Source organism: Aliiglaciecola sp. M165 (genome assembly GCF_007197995.1).
Taxonomy (GTDB): Bacteria; Pseudomonadota; Gammaproteobacteria; order Enterobacterales; family Alteromonadaceae; genus Aliiglaciecola.
The window spans coordinates 600,128-620,544 of the sequence record NZ_VKKH01000002.1 but is presented as its reverse complement, the minus strand read 5'-3'; the positions used below and the strand labels follow the sequence as shown (position 1 = coordinate 620,544).

Sequence of the window (20,417 nt, the reverse complement as noted above, 5' to 3'; positions counted from 1 at the left end):
TTCCTTTCTTAAATAGGCGTTGATGAATACTCCATTGTTTACCGAATCTAGAGGTCAGGGGCCCGAACTTGTCATGCTGCACGGTTGGGGGCTAAATAGTGGTGTCTGGGAGCCGATCAGCCATTATCTGGAACAGCACTTCAGGATCACCATGATAGATTTACCGGGCTTTGGCCGAAATGCGGCCAATATGCCTAAGGATTACACCCTGGAATCTATCGCAAGTATGGTATTGGCCGTAATGCCAGACAAGTGCAGTTTATTGGGTTGGTCATTGGGTGGCTTGGTGGCACAGGAAATCGCCATTGAGCATTGTGAGTGTCTAGACAGGCTAATGTTAGTGGCAAGCACCCCAAAGTTTTCACAATCAGAAGATTGGCCGGGGATTAGAAAAGTTGTACTAGAAACTTTTGAGCGGCAACTAGAGCAAGATTTCAGTAAAACCTTGGATCGTTTTATGGCAATTCAGGCAATGGGCAGTGAATCTGCGCGAGATGACATCAAACAAATTAAAGCCCACATTCAACATTTTCCCATTCCAGATAATCGCGCCCTACAAGCGGGTCTTGCGATTTTGGCACAGTCTGACTTACGACATCGAATAAAAGACATCACGTGCCCTGTTAACTGTCTGTATGGTCGCTTAGATAGTTTAGTGCCACACAAAGCGATTGAACGCATTCAGTCCTTGTATACAGATGCTCAGCACCATGTCTTTGCCCATGCATCTCACGCACCTTTTATCTCCCATCCACAACTTTTCATGCAATCCATAGCTCAAATATTTAATATCGAATATCAGGGTGAGGAACCTTATTAAAGCGCACGGCTGTTTATTACAAACAGGTTTTTGGTAGATTCCCGATTAACAGCTTTTCGGGAATGACGCACAGGGGGTGGCGTTTTGGGAATGACGTATTAGGGAATAGAACATCATCCTCGCGCTCCTTTCAGATCATTTTTGCGAATGCGGGGATCTCCTAAAAACAGCACATTTGTTAATCACACAACGGTCATGGATGCAGTGCTTGTGTTTAGTAGTTTGTTTTGAGTCAAAGCTTTTTAAATCATTGTTGATAGGCTATAATTTACACAGGTAATGGGGGTTATCTATGGCATTTGATGTATCAAACAACATCAACTCAGCGATCATTTCAGGAACGCTTGGTTTAAATCGTGCGCAACAGGGTATCACTGAGGCGTCGTTGAATATTGCCCAGCGCAACGCTCAAGCGCAAACGCCACAAGACCTCCTTACCAATGCCGCGACACAACAAATAGGCCAGGTGAATCAACTCCTCCCCCAAGGTGGTGATAGTTTGACCAACGACTTGATCTCGTTGCAAATTAACAGTCGCAATGCGCTTGCTTCAGGCAAAGTGCTCGAAGTGGTCAACGATACCGTTGGCCGAATCATTGATGAGTTAGCCTAGGTTAACCTGATGAATATCGTTACGCCTATCCCAACTGCAGTTGTCTTTCCCACTGGAAATGTGGCAACGGAGTCTGCGCGTCGCGATAACACACTTAGAGAAACCATCCCTCAGACCAGCAACGCGGAAAATTCAGCCGCTGAGTCGGGTGTGGGCTCAGAATCTGATCGTGTCAAAACACCGGGGCAGTCGCCACAACTAACCTACGAAAGACCGCAAATCCAGCAAAATGTATTGAACCAAAACTCCGCCAATCAAGGTGATTTGTTTAACCAGGATAACGGCGAAGATCCAAGTGCTGGACGAGAAAATGCTGAAAGCCGACAACAAGAGCAACAGCAAGCGGCAGAGCAACGTGAAGTGGAAGCGCTCAAACAGCGCGACCGCGAAGTTCGTGCTCACGAGCAGGCCCATGCGTCAGTAGGTGGGCAATACGCAGGTTCACCCTCTTATGAATTCGAAAGTGGCCCTGATGGTCGACAGTACGCTGTGGGTGGTGAAGTCTCTATCGACATATCAGAGGAAAACACCCCTGAAGAAACCGTTCGCAAGATGCAACAGGTTAGGGCAGCAGCCTTGGCGCCGGCTGATCCGTCTCCTCAAGATTTGCGTGTTGCCAGTGAAGCAACACAGATTGCCACCGAGGCACGCTCAGATATAGCTCGACAAGATGCGGAAGAAGCCAGAGACGCAGTGGCCACTTCCATTGACGATATTAACACTGTTGCGGATGAAAATACTCAGCAAAATGCCGCACCGATACTCGGAAACAATGATAGTCGACCGTCTTCTGAAGTTGGTGCTGAAGTGCCTGATTTAGACGATATAATTGATGGCATATCTGCTCAGCCCCCCACCCGTTCGCTTGACAAAGCTCAGCTTGACACTGATCAAAATGCTCCGTCTGAGCAAACAAGAAGGCTTGCAGAAAATCGCGATAGCAGTATTTTAAGACGGGTTTCTGTGATTGAAAACTTCTATCAATCTGTCGCACAACCTCGTGATTTTGGTCTACAACAAAGCGCCTAGCACTCTTTCAAATTAACGACTATTGTATAGCCTGTTAAATGACGGTTTATAAGGTGTAATCCATGAAGCAGTTTTTAGTTCTTTTTCTTTTCCTAACGAGTTTCTCCATAGGTGCTCAGCAGGCTAGCGATGGTCAATTCAAAAGTGGAAACGAATCGCTAGTTTGGAGCGAAGCCAAATCTGGTTGGGTTTCACCCGAACAGTTTTGGTCAGATTATGCTCAACAACGAGGTGGCATAACCTGGGGAACCAGTGATACCTACCCGCCCTATGAGCAGGTAAAAGAGTATGACACTTTCATGGTCCAACTTGGCTCGAAAGTGTGCTTAATGGAGTTCTTTCATTCACGCTGGAGAAGAGCGAACGACGTACGCCGATGGGATGATAAATTTAATGAATATGGTGCTTGCCCAAACGTTTTTGATTAAAATTATTACTCAACCGCAAGCCTCAATATTCTGGTACTTAGCTGGTGATCGGTTTGTTCTTTACCTCGAGGAATTTGCCTGCCCAACACTGTAATGTCGCTGGCAGAAAAGGACTCAATGTGCAGGGTATTTACAATGTAAGACTTGTGTACCCGCACGAAACCCTCAGTTAGCCGAGACAACATAGATTTAATCGAACTGTAGGTTGTCAGCTTTTTGCCGTTGCATAAGTACACTTCCACATAATTTCCCATGCCTTGAATGTAGGCAATATCCGATAATTCGACAAAGTAGGTCCGACGGTCGACCACCAACTCCAATGGTTGCTCAATGTTGCGCCTCTGCAATTCAGACTTGAGCTGGGTCCTTAATCTCAGGTAGTGCTTAAGAATACTTATAGCACCGATAAATACCACAGTGCTGTTGATCAACATCAGATTTTTAATCCAATAATGCAAACTAAATACGATGTCACTCTGTGGGTAAAGCAAACCGTCATAAAAAAACCAAATAGCGGCGGATTGTAGACTGGCCGCTACGGATAAAATGGCAATATAGGACGTTAAAAATAAAGAAAAACGACGTTCCAATAGATACCTTGGGATCAACACATACACTACACAATAAACACATAAGATTCTTGGCGGTAAGAGTAAAAATTCAAGGTAGAAAGACGCAAAATATCCGTGCTCTTCTCGCATCCAGATTAAAGAAAAAACCACATAGTAGGCCATCCAGAAAAGGCCATGGGTCAGCAGCCTTGAGCCAAACAAGTAACCACGATCATCAATTAGATTTGCAGTGTTTAAAGTCATCATTGTTTCCTTTTGTTTGGTATAGATAAACAGCATTTTTGTATAAATGCCGCACATCCGCCCACCTTTTACCCTATAAAAAGCAAGAGCAATGGGCAATTCAGATCCGCTCAACACCTCTAAATAGTCGGTTAATTGTATTGGGAGAGAAAATGAAGTTTTTAAGCATTCGATTGTTCAAGTCATTCTTTGGCATTTGCACGTTGATTTATTTTGTCAGCAGTCAGGCAATGTCCAGTGATTTACCTCGTCGCGCAAGTTGGGAAGCAAAATTTGTTGCAGCAAATCCGCTAGGCAGATTGTTAGAGAATATCGATTCTGATTCTCCTCTAGAAAACGCAGGATTGAAAGTCGGTGATGTTTTACTGCAAGTCAACAATACACTGATTAAAGATGGCGCTACTTGGGACGATTTGACCGATAATTTAGTCGCCAATACACCTACAAAGTTAACCGTCAGGCGTGGATTGATGACCTTTGACGTGACCGCTAGGTTTAATCCAGTGCCCTTAGAACGTTATGCAGGTTTGGATGTGGAGTATGGGGTAGTAGAAAATGACTTTGGTTTTAAACAACGAACTATAGTGACGCTTCCTAAATCCACAAAAGGCAAGATCCCAGCGATTTTCATGGTGCAAGGGCTGAGTTGTTCGAGTGCTGAAGTGCGGGCTACTAGCAAGTCTAACTACATTAAAATGCTGAAGCAGATTGTTGAATCTGTCGACATGCTGGTAATGCGAATCGAAAAACCAGGCATGGGTGATAGTCAAGGAAACTGCTCGAAAACCGATTTCAATACTGAACTACACGGTTACGAAAAAGGACTGCAAACCCTCTTAAACGATCCGAGAATCGATCGTAATAGGGTGCTGGTGTATGGTAACTCTATGGGTAGTGCGATAGCCCCTTACCTTGCTATCAAGTATCAATTGAATGGTGTGATTAGCGATGGAACCTTTTACCGTTCATGGTTTGAACATATGCTTGAAATTGAAAGACGCATCAAGCAAATGCAGGGGCAAACCGAGGCGCAAATCAGTCAACAGATTAATCAAGCGTATATTCCGCTTTACTACGGTATGTTGATCGAGAAAAAGAGTTACGCTCAAGTGATTCAAGAAAATCCCTTACTTGCTCAATACAATTATCATGGTCCAGAACACATGTATGGCCGACCAATGGCTTATTATCATCAACTACAAGATTTTGATTTTGCTGGTCAATGGCAACAAGTCAAAGTCCCGGTCAGGGTGCGTTGGGGTGAAAATGATTGGATCATGTCTGAAGCAGACAATCACATGATCGTGGACACTTTAAAGCGGGCTGGCAATCAAAATGTTGATTTGGTGATTTATCCCAAACTGGACCACTGGAGCACATTACACGAAGCACCTGCAGATTCGTTCAATGGAAAACCCGGTGTGTGGGAAGACGAGATTGCACAGTTGATTGTGCGATGGGCAAAAGAGTTGAATAGTCGCAACTGGAATTAATACGCGTAAAAACATTGTGGATGGAACATAACTATCCCCGCTGCAAGGCGGGGAGATCTGCATTTACTATCCTGCTCCTGCTGAACATTCATAGAGTTATCATTACGGACTAACCCCATACTTTTATCTGCGCTGCAAGTTCGTAAGGTCTGAACGGATCCTCACTTGTTTATCCTGTTACCGTGCCTTTTGTAAAAAAAATGTGAATTTATCTGGAGGATTATTTTTTCCCACTCGTCTTAGTGTTCGATGCGTGAGCATCATCCACTGTTAATTGGATATGCGCCTTGGGGAACTGGTACCGCCCTTTGAGCGCTTCAACTAACACTTTGGTTAAAGGAAACACAAGGTCAACCGCCTTGGGTTCACATTATCAGGACACAGCAATGTTCAAGAAAACAAAATAACCACTGCGGTACTCGCCGTCATGGCTTCCATGGCTTGCTCTCAACACGTTTATGCACAACAAACAGGGGCACAACAAGCGCCTGCAACTGACCCAGATATCGAACAAATCCAGGTTCGCGGAATTCGCGCCAGTATGGCAAGGGCGATGGATGTGAAAAAAGAATCGGCAGGTGTGGTTGATGCCATTTCCGCTGAAGATATCGGTAAATTTCCAGATACTAACCTGGCGGAGTCGCTGCAACGGATTACCGGGGTGTCTATTGATCGCTCAGGTGGCGAAGGCCAACTTATCACCGTGCGCGGTTTTGGCCCCCAGTTCAACACGGTATTAGTGAATGGCCGTCAGATCGCGTCTGAAAATAATTCACGAGCATTCAGTTTTGACACTATCGCCTCTGAGTTGGTTAGTAGCCTGGACGTGCATAAAACGTCTACCGCTACCATGCAGTCTGGTGGCATAGGTTCTACCATTAATATTAATACTGCCCGACCATTTAGTATTAGCGGATTCAAAGTCGCAGGCAGCGTGAAAGCGGTCTACGATGAAAACAGCGAAGAGACTACACCACAAGTCTCAGCATTGATCAGCAACACTTTTGACGATGACCGTGTAGGCTTATTGTTGGCCGTATCTCATCAATCCCGTGAAACCCGTTTGAATCAAGCGCAAATGGATGGCTGGCTGGAAAATGTCGGCGTGCCAAATCCGGAAACTGCCAGTGGGGAAGCTTGGACAGGAAATATCTTCTCGCCACGTAATTATGATCACAAAGTTACATTTGAAGAGCGAACTCGAACTAATGCCAATTTAGTTTTCCAATATGCAGCAAGTGAAGATGTGACCATAACCGCCGATGTTCTTTATTCCGACTTTGATATCGAAACTGATGCAACCTCTTATGGTCATTGGTTCACTGCGCCAAATATTCAGGGTGTTGCCGATGATGGTAGTCTGTTTGATGCTAATGGCGATCGTCGAAGCGCGATAGTCGATGCCAATGGTACAGTAGTCGACTTGTATCAGGAGCTTGGTCTAGCAACCGATATGCACGCGAAAAAATTCGATCGTTTAACAGAAACCACTGATATTGGTTTGAACATCGAGTGGGATGTGAATGAAAATCTTGATTTGGAATTTGATTTACATCACTCCAACGCAGAACGAGAAGCCAATAACGGTGGCGAAAATCAGCTTTCGTTAATCGGTTATGCAAACCGCGTGCGTTTTCAGGTAGACGACAATATTTTGCCTCTGGCCAGCATGTTCGCAACGCCTAATGCCAACATTTACAGCGGCCAAAACGAAATTGATGTCGGTGGCAATTTATTTGTCGCTGATCCAAACAACCCTGGTTTCCTAATCTACAACCCCAGTATCAGCGCACCTGATGGTGTAAGCAATCATCTGGACCCTGCCAACAGTCGTGCACACGTTATGTTGCGCCGTGGCTGGGCGGTTGAAGATGACGTGACCCAATTCAAAGTAGATGGCGAATGGGACGAAGGTTCAGACATGGGGCTAATGTCCGCCAAGTTTGGATTCCAGTACACCAATGAAACCAAAAGTCTGACCCGCTGGGACAACGACACAGGTGTACATTGTTTGTATTGTGGCTACCCAGATGCGCCAGCTATACCCGCTGACATGCAATATGTGTTTGAGGCCGGCAGTGACTTTTTAGCTGACGTAAGTGGCAGTGGAAGAATGCCTACCAGCTGGCTGGCTCACGATGGTGAAGCACAGTTTGCTTTCCTCGAGTCTGTTTCAGGTCAAAGTTTTGATGCCGTGCGTCGCAACAATTCTATTGAAGTAGAAGAGCAAACGCTTGCCGCGTATGTGGAGATGGATTTTGAAGGCGAATTGGCCGAGAAACCCATATTCATCTCTGCAGGTGTGCGCGTCGAACAAACTGATGTGGATGTGTCAGGCACCTCTGCACCTTTGACCGGATTAACGATCCTGGATGCTACTGAGCTCAATCAAGAATATGGTCCAGCGGAACCTATCGCACAAAGCTCAGACTATGATGCCATTTTGCCAAACATGAGCATTAAGTGGGAATACACTGATGAGCTGATTTTCCGCGCCGCGGCATCACGCACTTTAACTCGTCCAACGCTCGAAAGTATGTCACCGGCGATCAACATCACCACGACCCGTCAAGGCGGCGACTTGCGCTCCTTCAGTGGTAATCCAATGTTGAGTCCTTTTACCTCGGACAATTTCGACTTATCAGCAGAGTGGTATTACGGTGATGCAAGCTATGCGTCTTTTGGTTACTTCAAAAAAGAAGTCTCTAACTTTATCGTTAATGGTCAATCGCAAATTACCTTTAGTTTGCCTGATGGTTCTTTGGTACAAGACCCCTCAAGAAATGTCGACGCCGTTTTCACTAATACCTTGCCCAGCAATGGTGAAAACGCCAGTGTTGATGGCTTCGAAATGGCTTGGCAGCATACGTTCGATAATGGATTTGGCTTTATCGCCAACGCCACCTTTGCCGACAGTAATGCTGAACTCGATCCGGCTGATGTGAACCAAGTGTTTGCCCTAACGGGATTAAGTGACTCACTCAATGCAGTGATTTTCTATGAATCAGGTCCGTTCCAAACCCGCTTAGCGTGGAACTGGCGAGATGAGTTTGTCCAGTCATTAACGCAAACCGCTGGCGACGGCCCTACCATTGTTGAGGACTATCAACAGTTGGACATTAGCGGAAGTTACGATCTCAACGACAACCTCAGTGTGTTCTTCGAAGGCATAAATTTGACCGAAGAGTATGTGCACAAACGGGGCCGTTTCGACAATCATCTATTGTTAGTTGAAGACAGCGGACGTCGCTGGTCCTTTGGAATTAGAGGATCATTCTAGTGTGTCTCGGAGTAACTTCTTTCACTTTTGACAAGGCTTGGTTGTAAGTGAAAAGAAAACGTGTGTGTACTCCTAGTTTGGCCGCTATCATCAGATAGCGGCCCTTTTTAGATTTTGGGTTTATTTTCGGATTATATGCCCATAACGTGTAGGCTTTAGAAACCAGTATGAACTACAAAAGATATCTTTATTTGAAAGACGCTGTGAACCCTTCCCTGGGCGCTTTGCGAAAACATCCCTGTTTTCGAAGCTTTCAAATAAAGATATCTCCAGTATTTGAAGACCTAAAAGCCAAACAATATTTAATGACTTAAACTGATAAAAAAAAGATACGATGATGATGAGCAATCAAGCTATTAATTCAGTTGTGATCGTGGGCGGTGGCACCGCAGGCTGGATAACCGCCGGGCGCATCGCCGCTGAACATCAACACAACCCTTCCATCGAAGTGACTTTGATTGAATCTCCGGATATTTCTCCCATTGGCGTGGGTGAGGGCACTTGGCCTACCATGCGCACGACCTTGTTGAAACTAGGTATTAGCGAATCAGACTTTATTAATCAGTGTGATGGTAGCTTTAAACAAGGGGCCAAATTTGCAAAATGGGTGACCGGAGAAGACGATGATTTTTATTATCACCCATTGGTACTTCCTCAAGGTTTTCACAAAACTAACCTCGCCAAATATTGGCACGAACAACATCAAAAATCAGGCAAATCCTTTTCGGAATTGGTCTGCTACCAAGAAGCTATTTGTGAACAGGGACTCGCGCCTAAAACCATACGACACGGCGAATTCGATGCCCTAGCAAATTATGCTTATCATCTGGATTCGGCAAAATTTTCAGCCTTTTTACAACAACACTGCACAGAAAAACTGGGTGTTAAACACGTCTTAGCCAATGTCGAAAGCATAACCAGTCATGACAACAATGATATCGCTTCGGTGATCACCAAAGAAGCGGGCGAAATCTTTGGGGATTTGTTTGTCGATTGCACCGGATTTAGCGCTTTATTGATAGGTAAACATTACGACGTTGAATTTGTTCCCTGTGATGATGTGCTATTTATCGACACTGCTTTAGCGGTGCAGGTACCCTATGAGTTAGATGACTCACCTATCGCTTCGCATACGATTTCAACCGCGCAAGATGCTGGATGGATTTGGGACATCGGTTTGCAACATCGCCGTGGTGTAGGTCATGTTTTCTCTAGCCGTCATACCTCGAAAGAGCGAGCCTATGAGCAACTTGGTAAATACGTAGGAGAGGGATTTGAGCAACTCCAGTTACGAGAAATCCCGATAAAAAGCGGCCATAGAAAAATATTCTGGAAAAACAATTGTGTCGCGGTGGGGTTGTCAGCGGGTTTTCTTGAACCCCTTGAAGCGTCGGCATTGGTGTTGGTAGAGTTGTCTGCGCAACTGATTGCAGAGCAGCTACCCGCATGCCGGCAAGTGATGGATGTGGTGGCCAATCGATTTAATCAGACATTCGATTATCGCTGGCAGCGGATTATTGACTTCTTGAAGCTGCACTATATGTTGTCAAAGCGCACCGACAATGCATTTTGGGTTGACAATCGAAACCCGGATACGATCCCTAATAGCCTTCAGGAACTCATGACCTTATGGCAATATCACCCGCCTGCTGATCATGACTTTTCCAGTAATAATGAAGTGTTTCCAGCGGCAAGCTACCAGTATGTGTTGTATGGCATGGGGTTTGTCACTGAAAATTTAACTCACGCTGTGTGTGACCGAGATCACAATTTAGCGTTGCAGCAATTTCAGCTCAACCAACAAGCCATTAGTAAGGCCAGCCGCTTGTTGCCCTCAAACCGCGAGCTAATTAACAAAATCAGACAATATGGTTTGCAAAGTGTGTAGCCATAGATGTCAAAACGTTAAATAACCAAACGGACTTAACCCTTAGGATATTAATATGAGTAAACTCGTCGCCCTAAATCCACTACATCATCGACACCTGAAAGTTGATACAAAAAAAGTCGAAGAATACGGTGCTGACCTGCACATGATCCCCGTAGGCGTGAATGAATTTGCTAAAATAGTCGCACAGTTTCCGATCCTATTTACTAAGAATGCGCAAACAGGGCAGTTTAACTGTATCGCTTTGACAGGCTTCGAAGAGGGAGAAAATCTATTTTGGCAAAATGCTCAGTTTGACAGCGTCTACATTCCTTTAAGCGTAATGCGTCAACCTTTTTTTGTGGGCCAAGACGAGCAGTCTGGTCAAGATTATGTCATGTGTATTAATGAACTAAGTTCGGTACTGAGTAAAACAGAAGGGGAAGCCTTGTTTGATGAAAATGGCCAGGCAACGCCCTTTCTTGCTCAGGCTCAAGAGTGTCTGGCGCAACTTGTGAGTGGCGAACAACAAACTTTTGATTACATTCAAATGCTCAACGATTTGAAACTATTAGTGCCATTGTCATTAGAGTTTACCTTTATAGATGAGCAGTCTAGAAAAATACAAGGACTCTACAGTATCGATGAAGACAAGCTTAAGCAGCTTGATGGCAAGACATTGGAAAAACTCAACAGCTCGGGCTCTTTGCAATTGATGTACACTCAAATTGCCTCACTAGCGCAGATTTATGTGTTGTTAAACAAAAAGAATCAAAAGCTCGGCGAAGTCGATCCCTGGTTTAGCGCAGCAGCTGAATAGGGGTTTTGGCTTGGATATGCCCGTTAAATTCAATACAAATGAAGATCCAGAGATAACCGTGACTCGGGTTGGTGAGTTGCAAACACCGGTGTTGGTGGTGGATGATTTTTTGCAAAATGTCGATGAGTTGATTTCAATGGCTGGGGATGTGAACAGCTTCTCTGGCCAAGGCACTGACTATTATCCCGGTGTTAGAAAACCTTTAGATAAAGCCTATGAACAGATGATTCAAGAATGGGTCAAGTACCACTTAGCGAGTCATCTAACAGATAACAATGCAGCGGTATTGAAACACGTAGACATCAACTTGGCGGCCTTGTCATTGACCAATCAAGCACCCGAGTCATTGGTCCCAATTCAACGAATACCACATTTCGATACGACTAACCCTAACCAGTGGGCTTTAGTACATTATCTTTGCGGGCCGGAATTTGGTGGAACAGGCTTTTTCAAGCACAAACGTAGTGGCTTTGAGACCATTACCGAGAAAAACCAAAAAGCATATTTTCGCAATTTGGCCGATGATGCCAGTGTAAAAGGTGTACCAGACGCTAAATACTTGCAGGGCAGTAATGACTTATTTGAAATGCTGCATTACGTTGAGGCAAAGAAAAATCGCATGGTGATATACCCCAGCAATCTATTGCATTCAGGCTTGATAAAAAAGTGGCAAGCACCCACACCACAACAAGGGCGATTAACCGCTAACGCATTCTGTGTTGTAACCACCTAGTTAACCTTTGCACAGGCTCTCTTTATCTCGAGCTCAGATTAGCTAATCTAGTTGGTGCAATGTTCCTTAATGCAATCCATGATTTTTTGCACACGCATCGGGCGCTTAATGGTTTGTGGATAGACGAGATATACAGAACGTTGCTCCGGTTCAAAATCATTGAATAGACCCACCAACTCCCCAGTCTCTAGTTCTTGCTCAATCATGTAGGCAGGTAAACGAGCGATCCCTAGGTGATCTTTAACCCCCTGTTTGATCAGCTCATTATCGGTAAATCGGTAGGTGGCCTGCGAGTCCATTTGTATTGGACCGTCCTGCGAAACATAGCTCCAGTTTTGCCAATAAGATAAAGACAAACGTGCATGCCCCTCAATGGCTAATGGTGTTGCTGGCTCGCCATGCTTATCGAGGTATTGCTGCGTTGCACAACTTACATAGTCAAAATCAAATAGCTTCTGGGCAATCATGTCTTGGGGAGGGGTGCGAGTAATACGCACCGCAAAGTCGTAATGGGCATCAAGTAGATTATACGTTTGGTTGCCTGTTTGTACATTGAGGTGAATATCCGAAAAAGTCGCTAAAACAGACTGCAAAGCCGGCATGATGCGGTAAGTCATCAAGCCTGCTGGCGCAGTGAAGCTAACATCTCCCACCAAACTTTGATCAACATTTTGGACCAGACGTTGGGTGTCTTGCCAAAAAGAGCGAAGCTTGTTGGTATGATTAAACAAGGCTTCGCCACTTGGAGTCAGGCGCATCGTGCGTGTGTTACGGATCAGCAGCTGTGTTGACAGTTCATATTCCAACTCTTTGATGTGCTTTGATAAAAAAGCCTTGGATACCCCCAGCTTATCTGCGGTGCGGGTAAAACTTCCACCATTAACCAACTCGGCAAAAAGTTTAAGTCGTTCTAGTTGCATGACTAATGCCATATTTGTTTCTGTTTGAGGGATAAATATATCAATTGTTCGTATGTGTGAACAATGTTTTCGCATGTTGAGACTTTATATTCAGCTCATTTGCTTGCACACTAAATCATCATATTAGTTATCCGTACTTAAACGTTATATCGCGCTGGAGAACAACAATGGCTTTAGATTTGCTACGAGTTATCACCTTTTTGAGTCTCGTTTTAGTTTCAACCTTATTGCAGGCAGATGACACTATGTCTAAGTATCAACCTAAACCTTATGTCGAACTCACCCATCCTGAATGGTCGAAAAAGGCCACCATTTATGAGGTTAACGTCAGGCAGTACACCAAAGAAGGTACCTTTAATGCTTTTGCAAAACACTTGCCCCGCCTAAAAGAACTCGGTGCAGACATTTTGTGGTTAATGCCTATTCATCCCATTGGCGAACTGAATCGAAAAGGCGAAATGGGCAGTTATTACGCAGTAAAAGATTACATGAAGGTGAATCCAGAATTTGGCACTTTGGAAGACTTAAAAAGTTTAGTCAAACAGGCTCACGACATGGGTATGTATGTGATCCTTGATTGGGTGGCCAATCACAGTGCGTGGGACAATCCGCTCACTAAAAGCCACCCGCATTGGTATACTCGAGATCACAAAGGTGATTTCCAACCTACGCCGTGGTGGGATTGGGACGACATCATCGATTTCGATTACAACCAACCAGATATGCGAAAATACATGACAGAGGCACTCGTTTACTGGGTTAAAGAAGCGAATATTGATGGCTACCGCGCCGACGTGGCCGGGTTTATCCCCACTGATTTCTGGGACAATGTTCGTGCCGAATTGGATGCCGTCAAACCAGTGTTCATGCTGGCTGAATGGGATGCCAGAGACCTGCATAAAAAGGCGTTTGACATGACCTACGCATGGGATTTGCATGACGCATTGGAAGAAGTCGCCCAAGGCCATTCAGATGCCGCTGGCGTTTACCAACACTTTGCCGATTCATTAAGTGCTTGGCCCGACAACGCAATCAAAATGAATTTTGTTGATAATCACGATAAAAATTCTTGGGAAGACACCATGTTTGCTCGCTTCGATAAGCATTTGGATATGAGCATTGTGCTCACTGTGATGGCTGAGGGTATGCCACTTATTTACAGTGGACAGGAAGCGGGGTTAGACCGCAGTCTGGCATTTTTTGACAAAGATTTGATTGAATGGAAGCCTCATCCAATTGGTGACTTATATAAAAGCCTTTTCGCATTAAAACGTGAAAACCAAGCGCTGTGGAATGGCGACTGGGGCGGCAAAATGATCCCTGTACCTAACTCCAACCCTAAATCTATTTTGTCATTTGCTAGGCAAAAAAATCAGGACAAAGTGTTTGCTGTTTTTAATTTTTCTGACACCGAGCAAAGCGCAACCTTTGATGAAACGATTCAGCTTGGTCAGTATGTTGAGTATTTCACAAAGCAGTCACTAATGATAAAAGCTGACAGCAAAATATTTGTACCTGCTTACGGTTATAAGATTTTCGTCAAGCCCTAAATTTTCACACTTAAGCAATCTGCCGGTCAGCACACAATTGCGCAGGCCGGTTCGATTTCATTTCCATTTTTCCAAAGGACACATTATGAACATGCCTGTTTTAGGTTTTGGTACCTTTCGTTTGCAAGACGAACTGGCCTATCAGTCTACACTTTCTGCCTTAAAACTAGGGTATCGACATATTGATACTGCGCAAATTTATGGAAATGAAGAACAAGTAGGTCAAGCCATTGCAGATAGCCAAATCAATCACAATGAGATTTTTGTTACCACCAAGGTATGGAACGACAATCTAACTCAACTAAAACTGCTAGATAGCGTAAAACAGAGCTTATCAAAGCTACAACTAGACGCTGTTGATCTGTTGTTGGTGCATTGGCCAGCTGCGCCAGCAGGTGTTGAGATGGAAGAGTACTTGAACGCCATGTTGGAAGCGAAAAAAGCAGGGTTGACCCGCGAAATCGGCCTTTCCAACTTCACGGTTTCGCAAATAAAACAAGCGGCCGAAACCATATCCATGGATGACATATTCACGAATCAAGTTGAAGTACATCCCTATTTGCAAAACAACACATTAGGTGAATTTTGCGATAATGCTGGACTACACATTACCGCCTACATGCCCTTTGCGTATGGTAAGGTCCTAAAAGATGAAGTGATACAAAGCATTGCTCACTCGCATCAGGCAACACCTGCGCAGGTTGTTTTAGCTTGGTTGCGCCAGAAGAATATGACCACCATCCCTTCCTCAACCAACGAACAAAATATGCAGGCCAATATGCAAAGCTTGTGGCTCACTTTAAATGAAGCGGAGATACAGGCGATTGCAAAATTGGATTGTGGCGATCGTCAGGCTACGCCTGATTTTTCTCCTCAGTGGGACGAATAATTTTTTGGTTGGATTAAAAGCTGCCGCGCACACCAAAGGTGTATCGGGCGCCTGGCTGTTGGGCCAGCAACAGTTGATTTTGATAGCGTCCATGTTTAATCACGTTTTCTTCCGTCAAATTTACCCCCTCAACAAACACCGAAATGTTATCGTTAAGTGCATAACTGGCACTCATATCCAGCTGGTTGTAGCTGCGAACATAAGTAGGCTCTGGGCCCTGAATTTGCACCAACGACTGCAAAAATCCGTCTCGATGATTCCAGGCAAAACGAAGTTGAGCCGGCCCATTTTCATAATAAATAATAAGATTTTGTGAATCACTGAGCCCGGTGAGGGCAAATTTTTGGGATAGGTCGTTGGGATCCAATTGCGCGTTACTATCAACTAAGGTCATGTTGGCGACAATACCAAGGCCGCTATCAAAATTATGTTGAATAGCAAACTCATAGCCTCTGACAATTGCCGTTTGACCGTTTATGGGCGTGGTCAAATCAAATTCCGCCAGACTGTCTTCATCATCCACTGCACCTGGATCCGAACCTGTACTGGGGTCGGTGACATCATTGATGGTAGTTTTACTGACATTGCTGACGATGAAATTGCTGACTTTTTTTCTAAAGTAACTCGCTGACAAATAACTTGAAGGCTGATAGTACCACTCAAGAGCCAGGTCGATATTTGTGGATTCAAAGGGTTTGAGCTGGGGGTTACCGGCACTTGCGCGCAAATCGCCACCCTGGCGGGTGGTGTTAAGCACCTGACTGGGCGACATCTGTGTCATAGTGGGGCGAGTCAAAGATTGTGAAATACCGACTCGGCCTACCCAATTTTGTGGCAAGTCAAATTTAAAGGAAAGGCTGGGTAACCAGTTATCGTAATTGGCGGATTGTGCGATTGCTCGGCTTTGTGACGTAACCTGACCTAATTCTGTCTGGTCTAGAATGGTCAACGCCAGCAGGTCGGCTTCCAATCCACTGACATCGATATCAGTTTTTTCATAGCGGATACCAAAGGTCGTTTGCATTGTGACAATTGACCACTCCTGGTTGTATTGGGCCTGAGCGTACGCGGCACTGACACTTTCTTCGATAGAGAATGAATTGTTGCGCAACACTGCATCAAAACTAATCCCGCTGGTGGCTTCTAAAAAGCTAAATAACGCTTCGCCATTGTGTCTAAGCCACTGTTTAGGAATATGCTCACTGCCGCTAATTCCTGATAGAAAATCTTCTCCGGCATCAAAGACCGTTTGGAAAATGTCAGGAATATCAGGAGACGGAAAATAACCACAAAATGTGCAATGTACCGCATTCGCTTCGTTATCCCAGCGTTCATTGCGTTTGGACTGCTCGGAGTAAAGCAATCCAAACTGCACACTGGATAAATTCTCGTGCCCACCGTCCCAGGAGAAATCCATTTTAGATTGGTCAAACTTGTCACGAATATTCCAACCTCGCCGCAACATCACATGGGCTTTGCCATTAATCGGATCCAGATAATTCGATACACCACTAGGATTACCCAAAGCATCGACAATAGTCGGATCTGCGGTTTGAAAACCGTCGATGCGAGGCAAGGTTTCGCCCTGAGAAATAGAAAACTGCGAGCGATTTAGATAACCAATCAGCGAAAGTGCATTGCCTGCGCCTTGAGTATCTTCAGTGGTTGCCTCAGAACTCGAAAGATCTAGTTCGACGTTGAAACTAGGGGAGAGCTGCCACTGACTATTTAGGCCCATCGCTTTGACGCTCGAGGGCCTATCAAAGGTGCGAGCATGAAAGTCGGTCGCATGGCCAACATTTTGTTCAAAATCGATGACCGTGCCGTTTTCATCGGTTAGTACGTTCTCCAGATTGCTTGATGTAAACCAATGTCCCATGGAAGTTGAGTCTGTTTTGACATCAAAATCAGACTGCAGATAATCAAAACTGATATCTAAATTTGGGCTAGCACGATATTGCAATACTAAAGTTCCGCCACTGCGTGTGCGTTCATCGAACCTGACTCGCTGATCATAATTTCGCGGTACAAAAATATTCTCAGATTCAGTGGTCAGTTGCGAATCGGGCACATCGGTGTTGAGCAACCAGCCATCGGTTTGTGCTTCATGAATGCGTGCTTTGCGTTTTTGATGAGAAACTGAAACCAGCCAGCCCAGTTTGTCGTTGCTGTGACTCACAAACACCGTCCCTTGAGGTGTGGTATTTTCACTAATTGTGTCGTACATGGCTTTGAGACTTCCAGCCATTTTAAAGCCTCTGGAGCTTAAGGGGCGTGCAGTTTGAATGTTGATCACAGACCCGATGCCGCCTGATGGCTGGGCTGCGGAGAAAGTCTTATCGACAGTGACTGCGGTGACTAACTCGGAGGCGATGGTATCAAAGCTAAATTCTCTGCCTTGGTTGTCAGTTGCAAGCCGTCTGCCATTACTTAACACTGTATTGAACTGCGGGCCTAAACCCCTGACAGTAACAAACTGCCCTTCACCTTCGGATCGGTCAATGGAAACGCCCGTTATACGTTGCAAAGATTCAGCTAAATTGAGATCAGGAAATTTACCCATTTCTTCCGATTGAATTGCGTCGGACACTCCCGATGCATTTTGCTTGATGTCCATCGCACGATTCATACTACCGCGAATACCCCGTACAAGAATTGTCTCGATTTGAGACGTTTCTTCAGGATAAGTCATCAAATCGTCACCTTGACTGGTAAACAAATCGACAATTTCTTCAATTAGCGACCTGTCCTCTCGTTGAGTATCCCGAATTGAAATTCTCTTGATTGTGACAACACCTTCTCGCTCAAACGAGGCTTCTAATCCGGTGCCTTCTAACAGCAAATTGATGCCATTTTCGATACTAAATTCGCCATTTAGAGGATTGGCCAACCGTTCTTTTACTCTCTCGAAGGGAAAAATAATGGTGAGGTCGGCTTGTTGAGCAAATTCGATTAGTGCTACGTCTGCCTGATTTGCCTGAACATTAAACGATTGCACTGTATTCACAGGTTGACCAAAAGCACCTTGAGATGGTGCCCACAATAACGCCCCACATAACAAAGTGCGGTGATTTAATACGTGTCCTACTGCCACTTTCATATGGCTAAATTTCATAATTAAAACAACGGGTTAATTTTGTAATTATTGTTCTTGTATGGTGTATGTAGAATACATGTTCTTATATTTTAAGCATCTAATTTGATCTAGCCTAAGGCGTTCAAAACAGGCAAAATTCGACACACTTTAAGCAAATTAAAACGCCAAAGACGTTAGCACAAGTTTACAAAAAAGTTACACTATTTTATCTTCTGCATAACCTGCAAAATTAATCTTAATTTTTTATCACGATGAATGGCGGATTTGTGTTTCACACTCGTCTTAATCAATGCGACGCATAAAAACGATATCGAACTAACGGATAAGAATGCAAAATAAATCGTCTACTCAATCGTCTGGCACAGTGACTAAAAAATCGCCTTTTCATCAGGTGTTCATGTCAGCTAAAGACAGCATGGAACGCATGGTGTCACGTATTGTGCCGCCAAAAGAGATTGAAGACATTGTGCAAGAAACCTATGTCCGCATTTGTCAGTTAGAAAATCATGAAAATGTCTCTCAGCCAAAATCATTTTTGATGACAACCGCACGTAATTTGGCCTTCGACCATGTTAAGCGAGCTGAATCCCGGTTGGCTGATGGTGTTGAGTCTGAACTAGACTTTGATGCGCAACACACGCGTCGAGATCCAGTTTTTGACGGGGCCGCCAGTGATGAAGAGTTTGCACATTTTTGTGAAGCCGTTCGGCAATTGCCGCTTCAGTGTCGACGGGTGTTTGTTTTAAAAAAGGTTTATGGCTATTCGCAGAAAGAAATTGCCAACGAAATGAATTTGAGTCAGAGCACAGTCGAAAAACATATCGCAACAGGATTTAAGCGATGCGCCACTTATATGTTGCGTATCGACGAGGTTAACAAAGAGCAGGCAGACGTCAGGTCGGCTACCGTAACGAGTTTAAAGGGTCAAGAGGGCAGAAAATGAGTAAAGTCGTGTCACTCAAGTTAAGCAAAGACCCGGTAGAAGAGGCGAGTCTTTGGATCGCTAAATTGGATCGGGGCCTGACGGTTGACGAAAAAGCGTCGCTCAAACAATGGTTAGATAGCGATGAGAAACACTCCGAGCTGTTTTTTGAGTTAGTCAAACTGTGGGACAAAATGGAGTCGCTTTCACAATTAAGTGACTTGTTTCCACATAAACCGGAAAAACAAAAAAAGTCTGCGTTTGCGCCCTGGGCCATGGCTGCCAGTGTATTTGTCGCTACCTTGGTCTCCGTCGGTGTTTGGCAATTTACCGGGAAAAATGCGTCGCCACAGATTGCTCAGGTTGTACAGTTTAAAAATAGTTATCAGACAAAAGTCGGCGAGCAAACAACCATCGTTTTGCAAGACGATACAAAAGTCGAACTTAACACCAATAGTCGGGTGCAAGTGACCTACACTGATAAACAACGATTGTTTGAACTTCAGCAAGGTGAAATGCATGTAACGGTTGCGCATAACACCTCCCAGCCACTAAGCGTCTATGCTGGCGATAAAGTCATTCAGGCCGTAGGTACTGCATTCAATGTTGAAATTGTCGATGATGCAGTGGAATTGATCGTGACTGACGGAAAAGTACTGGTAGCAGATGTGGATAAACGTCTGGCCAAGCCACTCACACTGACAGAGGTGCGTCTTCCAAGTCAGTCTTTAGCCGTTGAAAAGGGACAAAAAGCGCAGCTCGAACAAGGGCGCAATAGTTTGGTGCAAGAAGAGAATCTTAAAGTTGAAGTCGACTTAGCGTGGCAGCAAGGCAGCTTGATATTCCGTGGTGAAACACTGGAGCAAGCGATGCGAGAAGTTGCACGTTATACCAAATTCGAGTTTCAATTTGGTGACGATTCCATCAAAAATGTGCAAGTTGCAGGGCTGTTTAAAACCACCGATATTGATGGGCTATTGATAGCATTAGAACAGAATTTTAATGTTAAATATGAGAAAGTGGATTTCAACACCATTCAACTAAGCCAAAAATAATCTTTGTTGTAGTCGGACCATTCGCAAGAAAAGGTTCGACTATGATGGGCAAATACTTATCGGATTAAAACTTTCCACCCAACTCT

General features: G+C 44.6%; 16 protein-coding genes. 13 read left to right on the top strand and 3 right to left on the bottom strand.

What is annotated here, in order from left to right; genetic code table 11:
* Window positions 1-22: 22 nt before the first annotated feature.
* From bioH to FM019_RS04980, 4 genes are all read left to right on the top strand, one after another.
* Window positions 23-820 carry a pimeloyl-ACP methyl ester esterase BioH gene (gene bioH / locus FM019_RS04995; protein ID WP_143834787.1) on the top strand — a complete coding sequence of 266 codons (798 nt, stop codon included), beginning with the start codon at window positions 23-25 and terminating at the stop codon, window positions 818-820.
* Window positions 821-1,112: 292 nt separating this feature from the next.
* Window positions 1,113-1,433: a hypothetical protein gene (locus FM019_RS04990; RefSeq protein WP_143834786.1), complete on the top strand. Its 321-nt coding sequence runs from the start codon at window positions 1,113-1,115 to the stop codon at window positions 1,431-1,433.
* Window positions 1,434-1,442: 9 nt separating this feature from the next.
* The gene (locus tag FM019_RS04985) at window positions 1,443-2,462 is read left to right on the top strand and encodes a putative metalloprotease CJM1_0395 family protein (protein ID WP_143834785.1); all 1,020 of its coding nucleotides are present in this window, start codon (window positions 1,443-1,445) and stop codon (window positions 2,460-2,462) included.
* 62 nt (window positions 2,463-2,524) lie between these two features.
* The gene (locus tag FM019_RS04980) at window positions 2,525-2,890 is read left to right on the top strand and encodes a hypothetical protein (protein WP_143834784.1); all 366 of its coding nucleotides are present in this window, start codon (window positions 2,525-2,527) and stop codon (window positions 2,888-2,890) included.
* Between the two features lie 5 nt (window positions 2,891-2,895).
* Here the strand turns inward: FM019_RS04980 and FM019_RS04975 are convergent, their stop codons facing one another.
* Entirely contained in the window at window positions 2,896-3,708 is an 813-nt protein-coding gene (locus FM019_RS04975) for a LytTR family DNA-binding domain-containing protein (RefSeq protein ID WP_185969194.1), read from the bottom strand.
* Between the two features lie 149 nt (window positions 3,709-3,857).
* Between FM019_RS04975 and FM019_RS04970 the strand changes: the two genes are divergently transcribed.
* The 5 genes from FM019_RS04970 to FM019_RS04950 all read left to right on the top strand — a co-directional run bounded on the left by FM019_RS04970 (window position 3,858) and on the right by FM019_RS04950 (window position 11,898).
* Complete coding sequence (locus FM019_RS04970) at window positions 3,858-5,198, top strand: PDZ domain-containing protein (protein ID WP_143834782.1); 1,341 nt, start codon at window positions 3,858-3,860, stop codon at window positions 5,196-5,198.
* Window positions 5,199-5,625: 427 nt separating this feature from the next.
* On the top strand, window positions 5,626-8,478 hold the full coding sequence (locus tag FM019_RS04965) for a TonB-dependent receptor (protein WP_143834781.1): 2,853 nt from the start codon (window positions 5,626-5,628) through the stop codon (window positions 8,476-8,478).
* Window positions 8,479-8,815: 337 nt separating this feature from the next.
* Entirely contained in the window at window positions 8,816-10,366 is a 1,551-nt protein-coding gene (locus FM019_RS04960; protein ID WP_409553359.1) for a tryptophan halogenase family protein, read from the top strand.
* A 55-nt stretch (window positions 10,367-10,421) separates the two neighbouring features.
* Window positions 10,422-11,165 carry a SapC family protein gene (locus FM019_RS04955; RefSeq protein ID WP_143834779.1) on the top strand — a complete coding sequence of 248 codons (744 nt, stop codon included), beginning with the start codon at window positions 10,422-10,424 and terminating at the stop codon, window positions 11,163-11,165.
* Window positions 11,166-11,181: 16 nt separating this feature from the next.
* Window positions 11,182-11,898, top strand: coding sequence for a DUF6445 family protein (locus tag FM019_RS04950; protein ID WP_260681545.1), 717 nt, complete (start codon window positions 11,182-11,184; stop codon window positions 11,896-11,898).
* Between the two features lie 47 nt (window positions 11,899-11,945).
* Here FM019_RS04950 and FM019_RS04945 read toward each other — a convergent pair whose 3' ends face one another.
* On the bottom strand, window positions 11,946-12,830 hold the full coding sequence (locus tag FM019_RS04945) for a LysR family transcriptional regulator (protein WP_185969193.1): 885 nt from the start codon (window positions 12,828-12,830) through the stop codon (window positions 11,946-11,948).
* A gap of 155 nt (window positions 12,831-12,985) precedes the next feature.
* On the opposite strand from FM019_RS04945, the gene FM019_RS04940 reads away from it, so the two are divergent.
* Window positions 12,986-14,368, top strand: coding sequence for an alpha-amylase family glycosyl hydrolase (locus tag FM019_RS04940; RefSeq protein WP_221934356.1), 1,383 nt, complete (start codon window positions 12,986-12,988; stop codon window positions 14,366-14,368).
* 85 nt (window positions 14,369-14,453) lie between these two features.
* Entirely contained in the window at window positions 14,454-15,257 is an 804-nt protein-coding gene (gene dkgB / locus FM019_RS04935) for a 2,5-didehydrogluconate reductase DkgB (RefSeq protein ID WP_143834776.1), read from the top strand.
* A gap of 13 nt (window positions 15,258-15,270) precedes the next feature.
* On the opposite strand, the gene FM019_RS04930 is transcribed toward dkgB, so the two are convergent.
* Window positions 15,271-18,357: a TonB-dependent receptor gene (locus FM019_RS04930; protein WP_143834775.1), complete on the bottom strand. Its 3,087-nt coding sequence runs from the start codon at window positions 18,355-18,357 to the stop codon at window positions 15,271-15,273.
* Between the two features lie 325 nt (window positions 18,358-18,682).
* Here FM019_RS04930 and FM019_RS04925 point away from each other — a divergent pair, with 325 nt between their 5' ends.
* Window positions 18,683-19,297, top strand: a complete 615-nt coding sequence (locus FM019_RS04925) for an RNA polymerase sigma factor (protein ID WP_143834774.1) — start codon at window positions 18,683-18,685, stop codon at window positions 19,295-19,297.
* Complete coding sequence (locus FM019_RS04920) at window positions 19,294-20,331, top strand: FecR family protein (protein WP_185969192.1); 1,038 nt, start codon at window positions 19,294-19,296, stop codon at window positions 20,329-20,331. Before FM019_RS04925 ends, FM019_RS04920 begins: the two co-directional genes overlap by 4 nt.
* Window positions 20,332-20,417: the final 86 nt, after the last annotated feature.

Coding starts and splice junctions, on each gene's coding strand:
- FM019_RS04930 (WP_143834775.1), bottom strand. CDS start 18,357: ATGAAAGTGGCAGTAGGACACGTATTAAATCACCGCACTTTGTTATGT.
- FM019_RS04985 (WP_143834785.1), top strand. CDS start 1,443: ATGAATATCGTTACGCCTATCCCAACTGCAGTTGTCTTTCCCACTGGA.
- FM019_RS04975 (WP_185969194.1), bottom strand. CDS start 3,708: ATGATGACTTTAAACACTGCAAATCTAATTGATGATCGTGGTTACTTG.
- FM019_RS04920 (WP_185969192.1), top strand. CDS start 19,294: ATGAGTAAAGTCGTGTCACTCAAGTTAAGCAAAGACCCGGTAGAAGAG.
- FM019_RS04940 (WP_221934356.1), top strand. CDS start 12,986: ATGGCTTTAGATTTGCTACGAGTTATCACCTTTTTGAGTCTCGTTTTA.
- FM019_RS04960 (WP_409553359.1), top strand. CDS start 8,816: ATGATGAGCAATCAAGCTATTAATTCAGTTGTGATCGTGGGCGGTGGC.
- FM019_RS04945 (WP_185969193.1), bottom strand. CDS start 12,830: ATGGCATTAGTCATGCAACTAGAACGACTTAAACTTTTTGCCGAGTTG.
- FM019_RS04955 (WP_143834779.1), top strand. CDS start 10,422: ATGAGTAAACTCGTCGCCCTAAATCCACTACATCATCGACACCTGAAA.
- FM019_RS04980 (WP_143834784.1), top strand. CDS start 2,525: ATGAAGCAGTTTTTAGTTCTTTTTCTTTTCCTAACGAGTTTCTCCATA.
- bioH (WP_143834787.1), top strand. CDS start 23: ATGAATACTCCATTGTTTACCGAATCTAGAGGTCAGGGGCCCGAACTT.
- FM019_RS04965 (WP_143834781.1), top strand. CDS start 5,626: ATGGCTTCCATGGCTTGCTCTCAACACGTTTATGCACAACAAACAGGG.
- FM019_RS04970 (WP_143834782.1), top strand. CDS start 3,858: ATGAAGTTTTTAAGCATTCGATTGTTCAAGTCATTCTTTGGCATTTGC.
- dkgB (WP_143834776.1), top strand. CDS start 14,454: ATGAACATGCCTGTTTTAGGTTTTGGTACCTTTCGTTTGCAAGACGAA.
- FM019_RS04990 (WP_143834786.1), top strand. CDS start 1,113: ATGGCATTTGATGTATCAAACAACATCAACTCAGCGATCATTTCAGGA.
- FM019_RS04950 (WP_260681545.1), top strand. CDS start 11,182: ATGCCCGTTAAATTCAATACAAATGAAGATCCAGAGATAACCGTGACT.
- FM019_RS04925 (WP_143834774.1), top strand. CDS start 18,683: ATGCAAAATAAATCGTCTACTCAATCGTCTGGCACAGTGACTAAAAAA.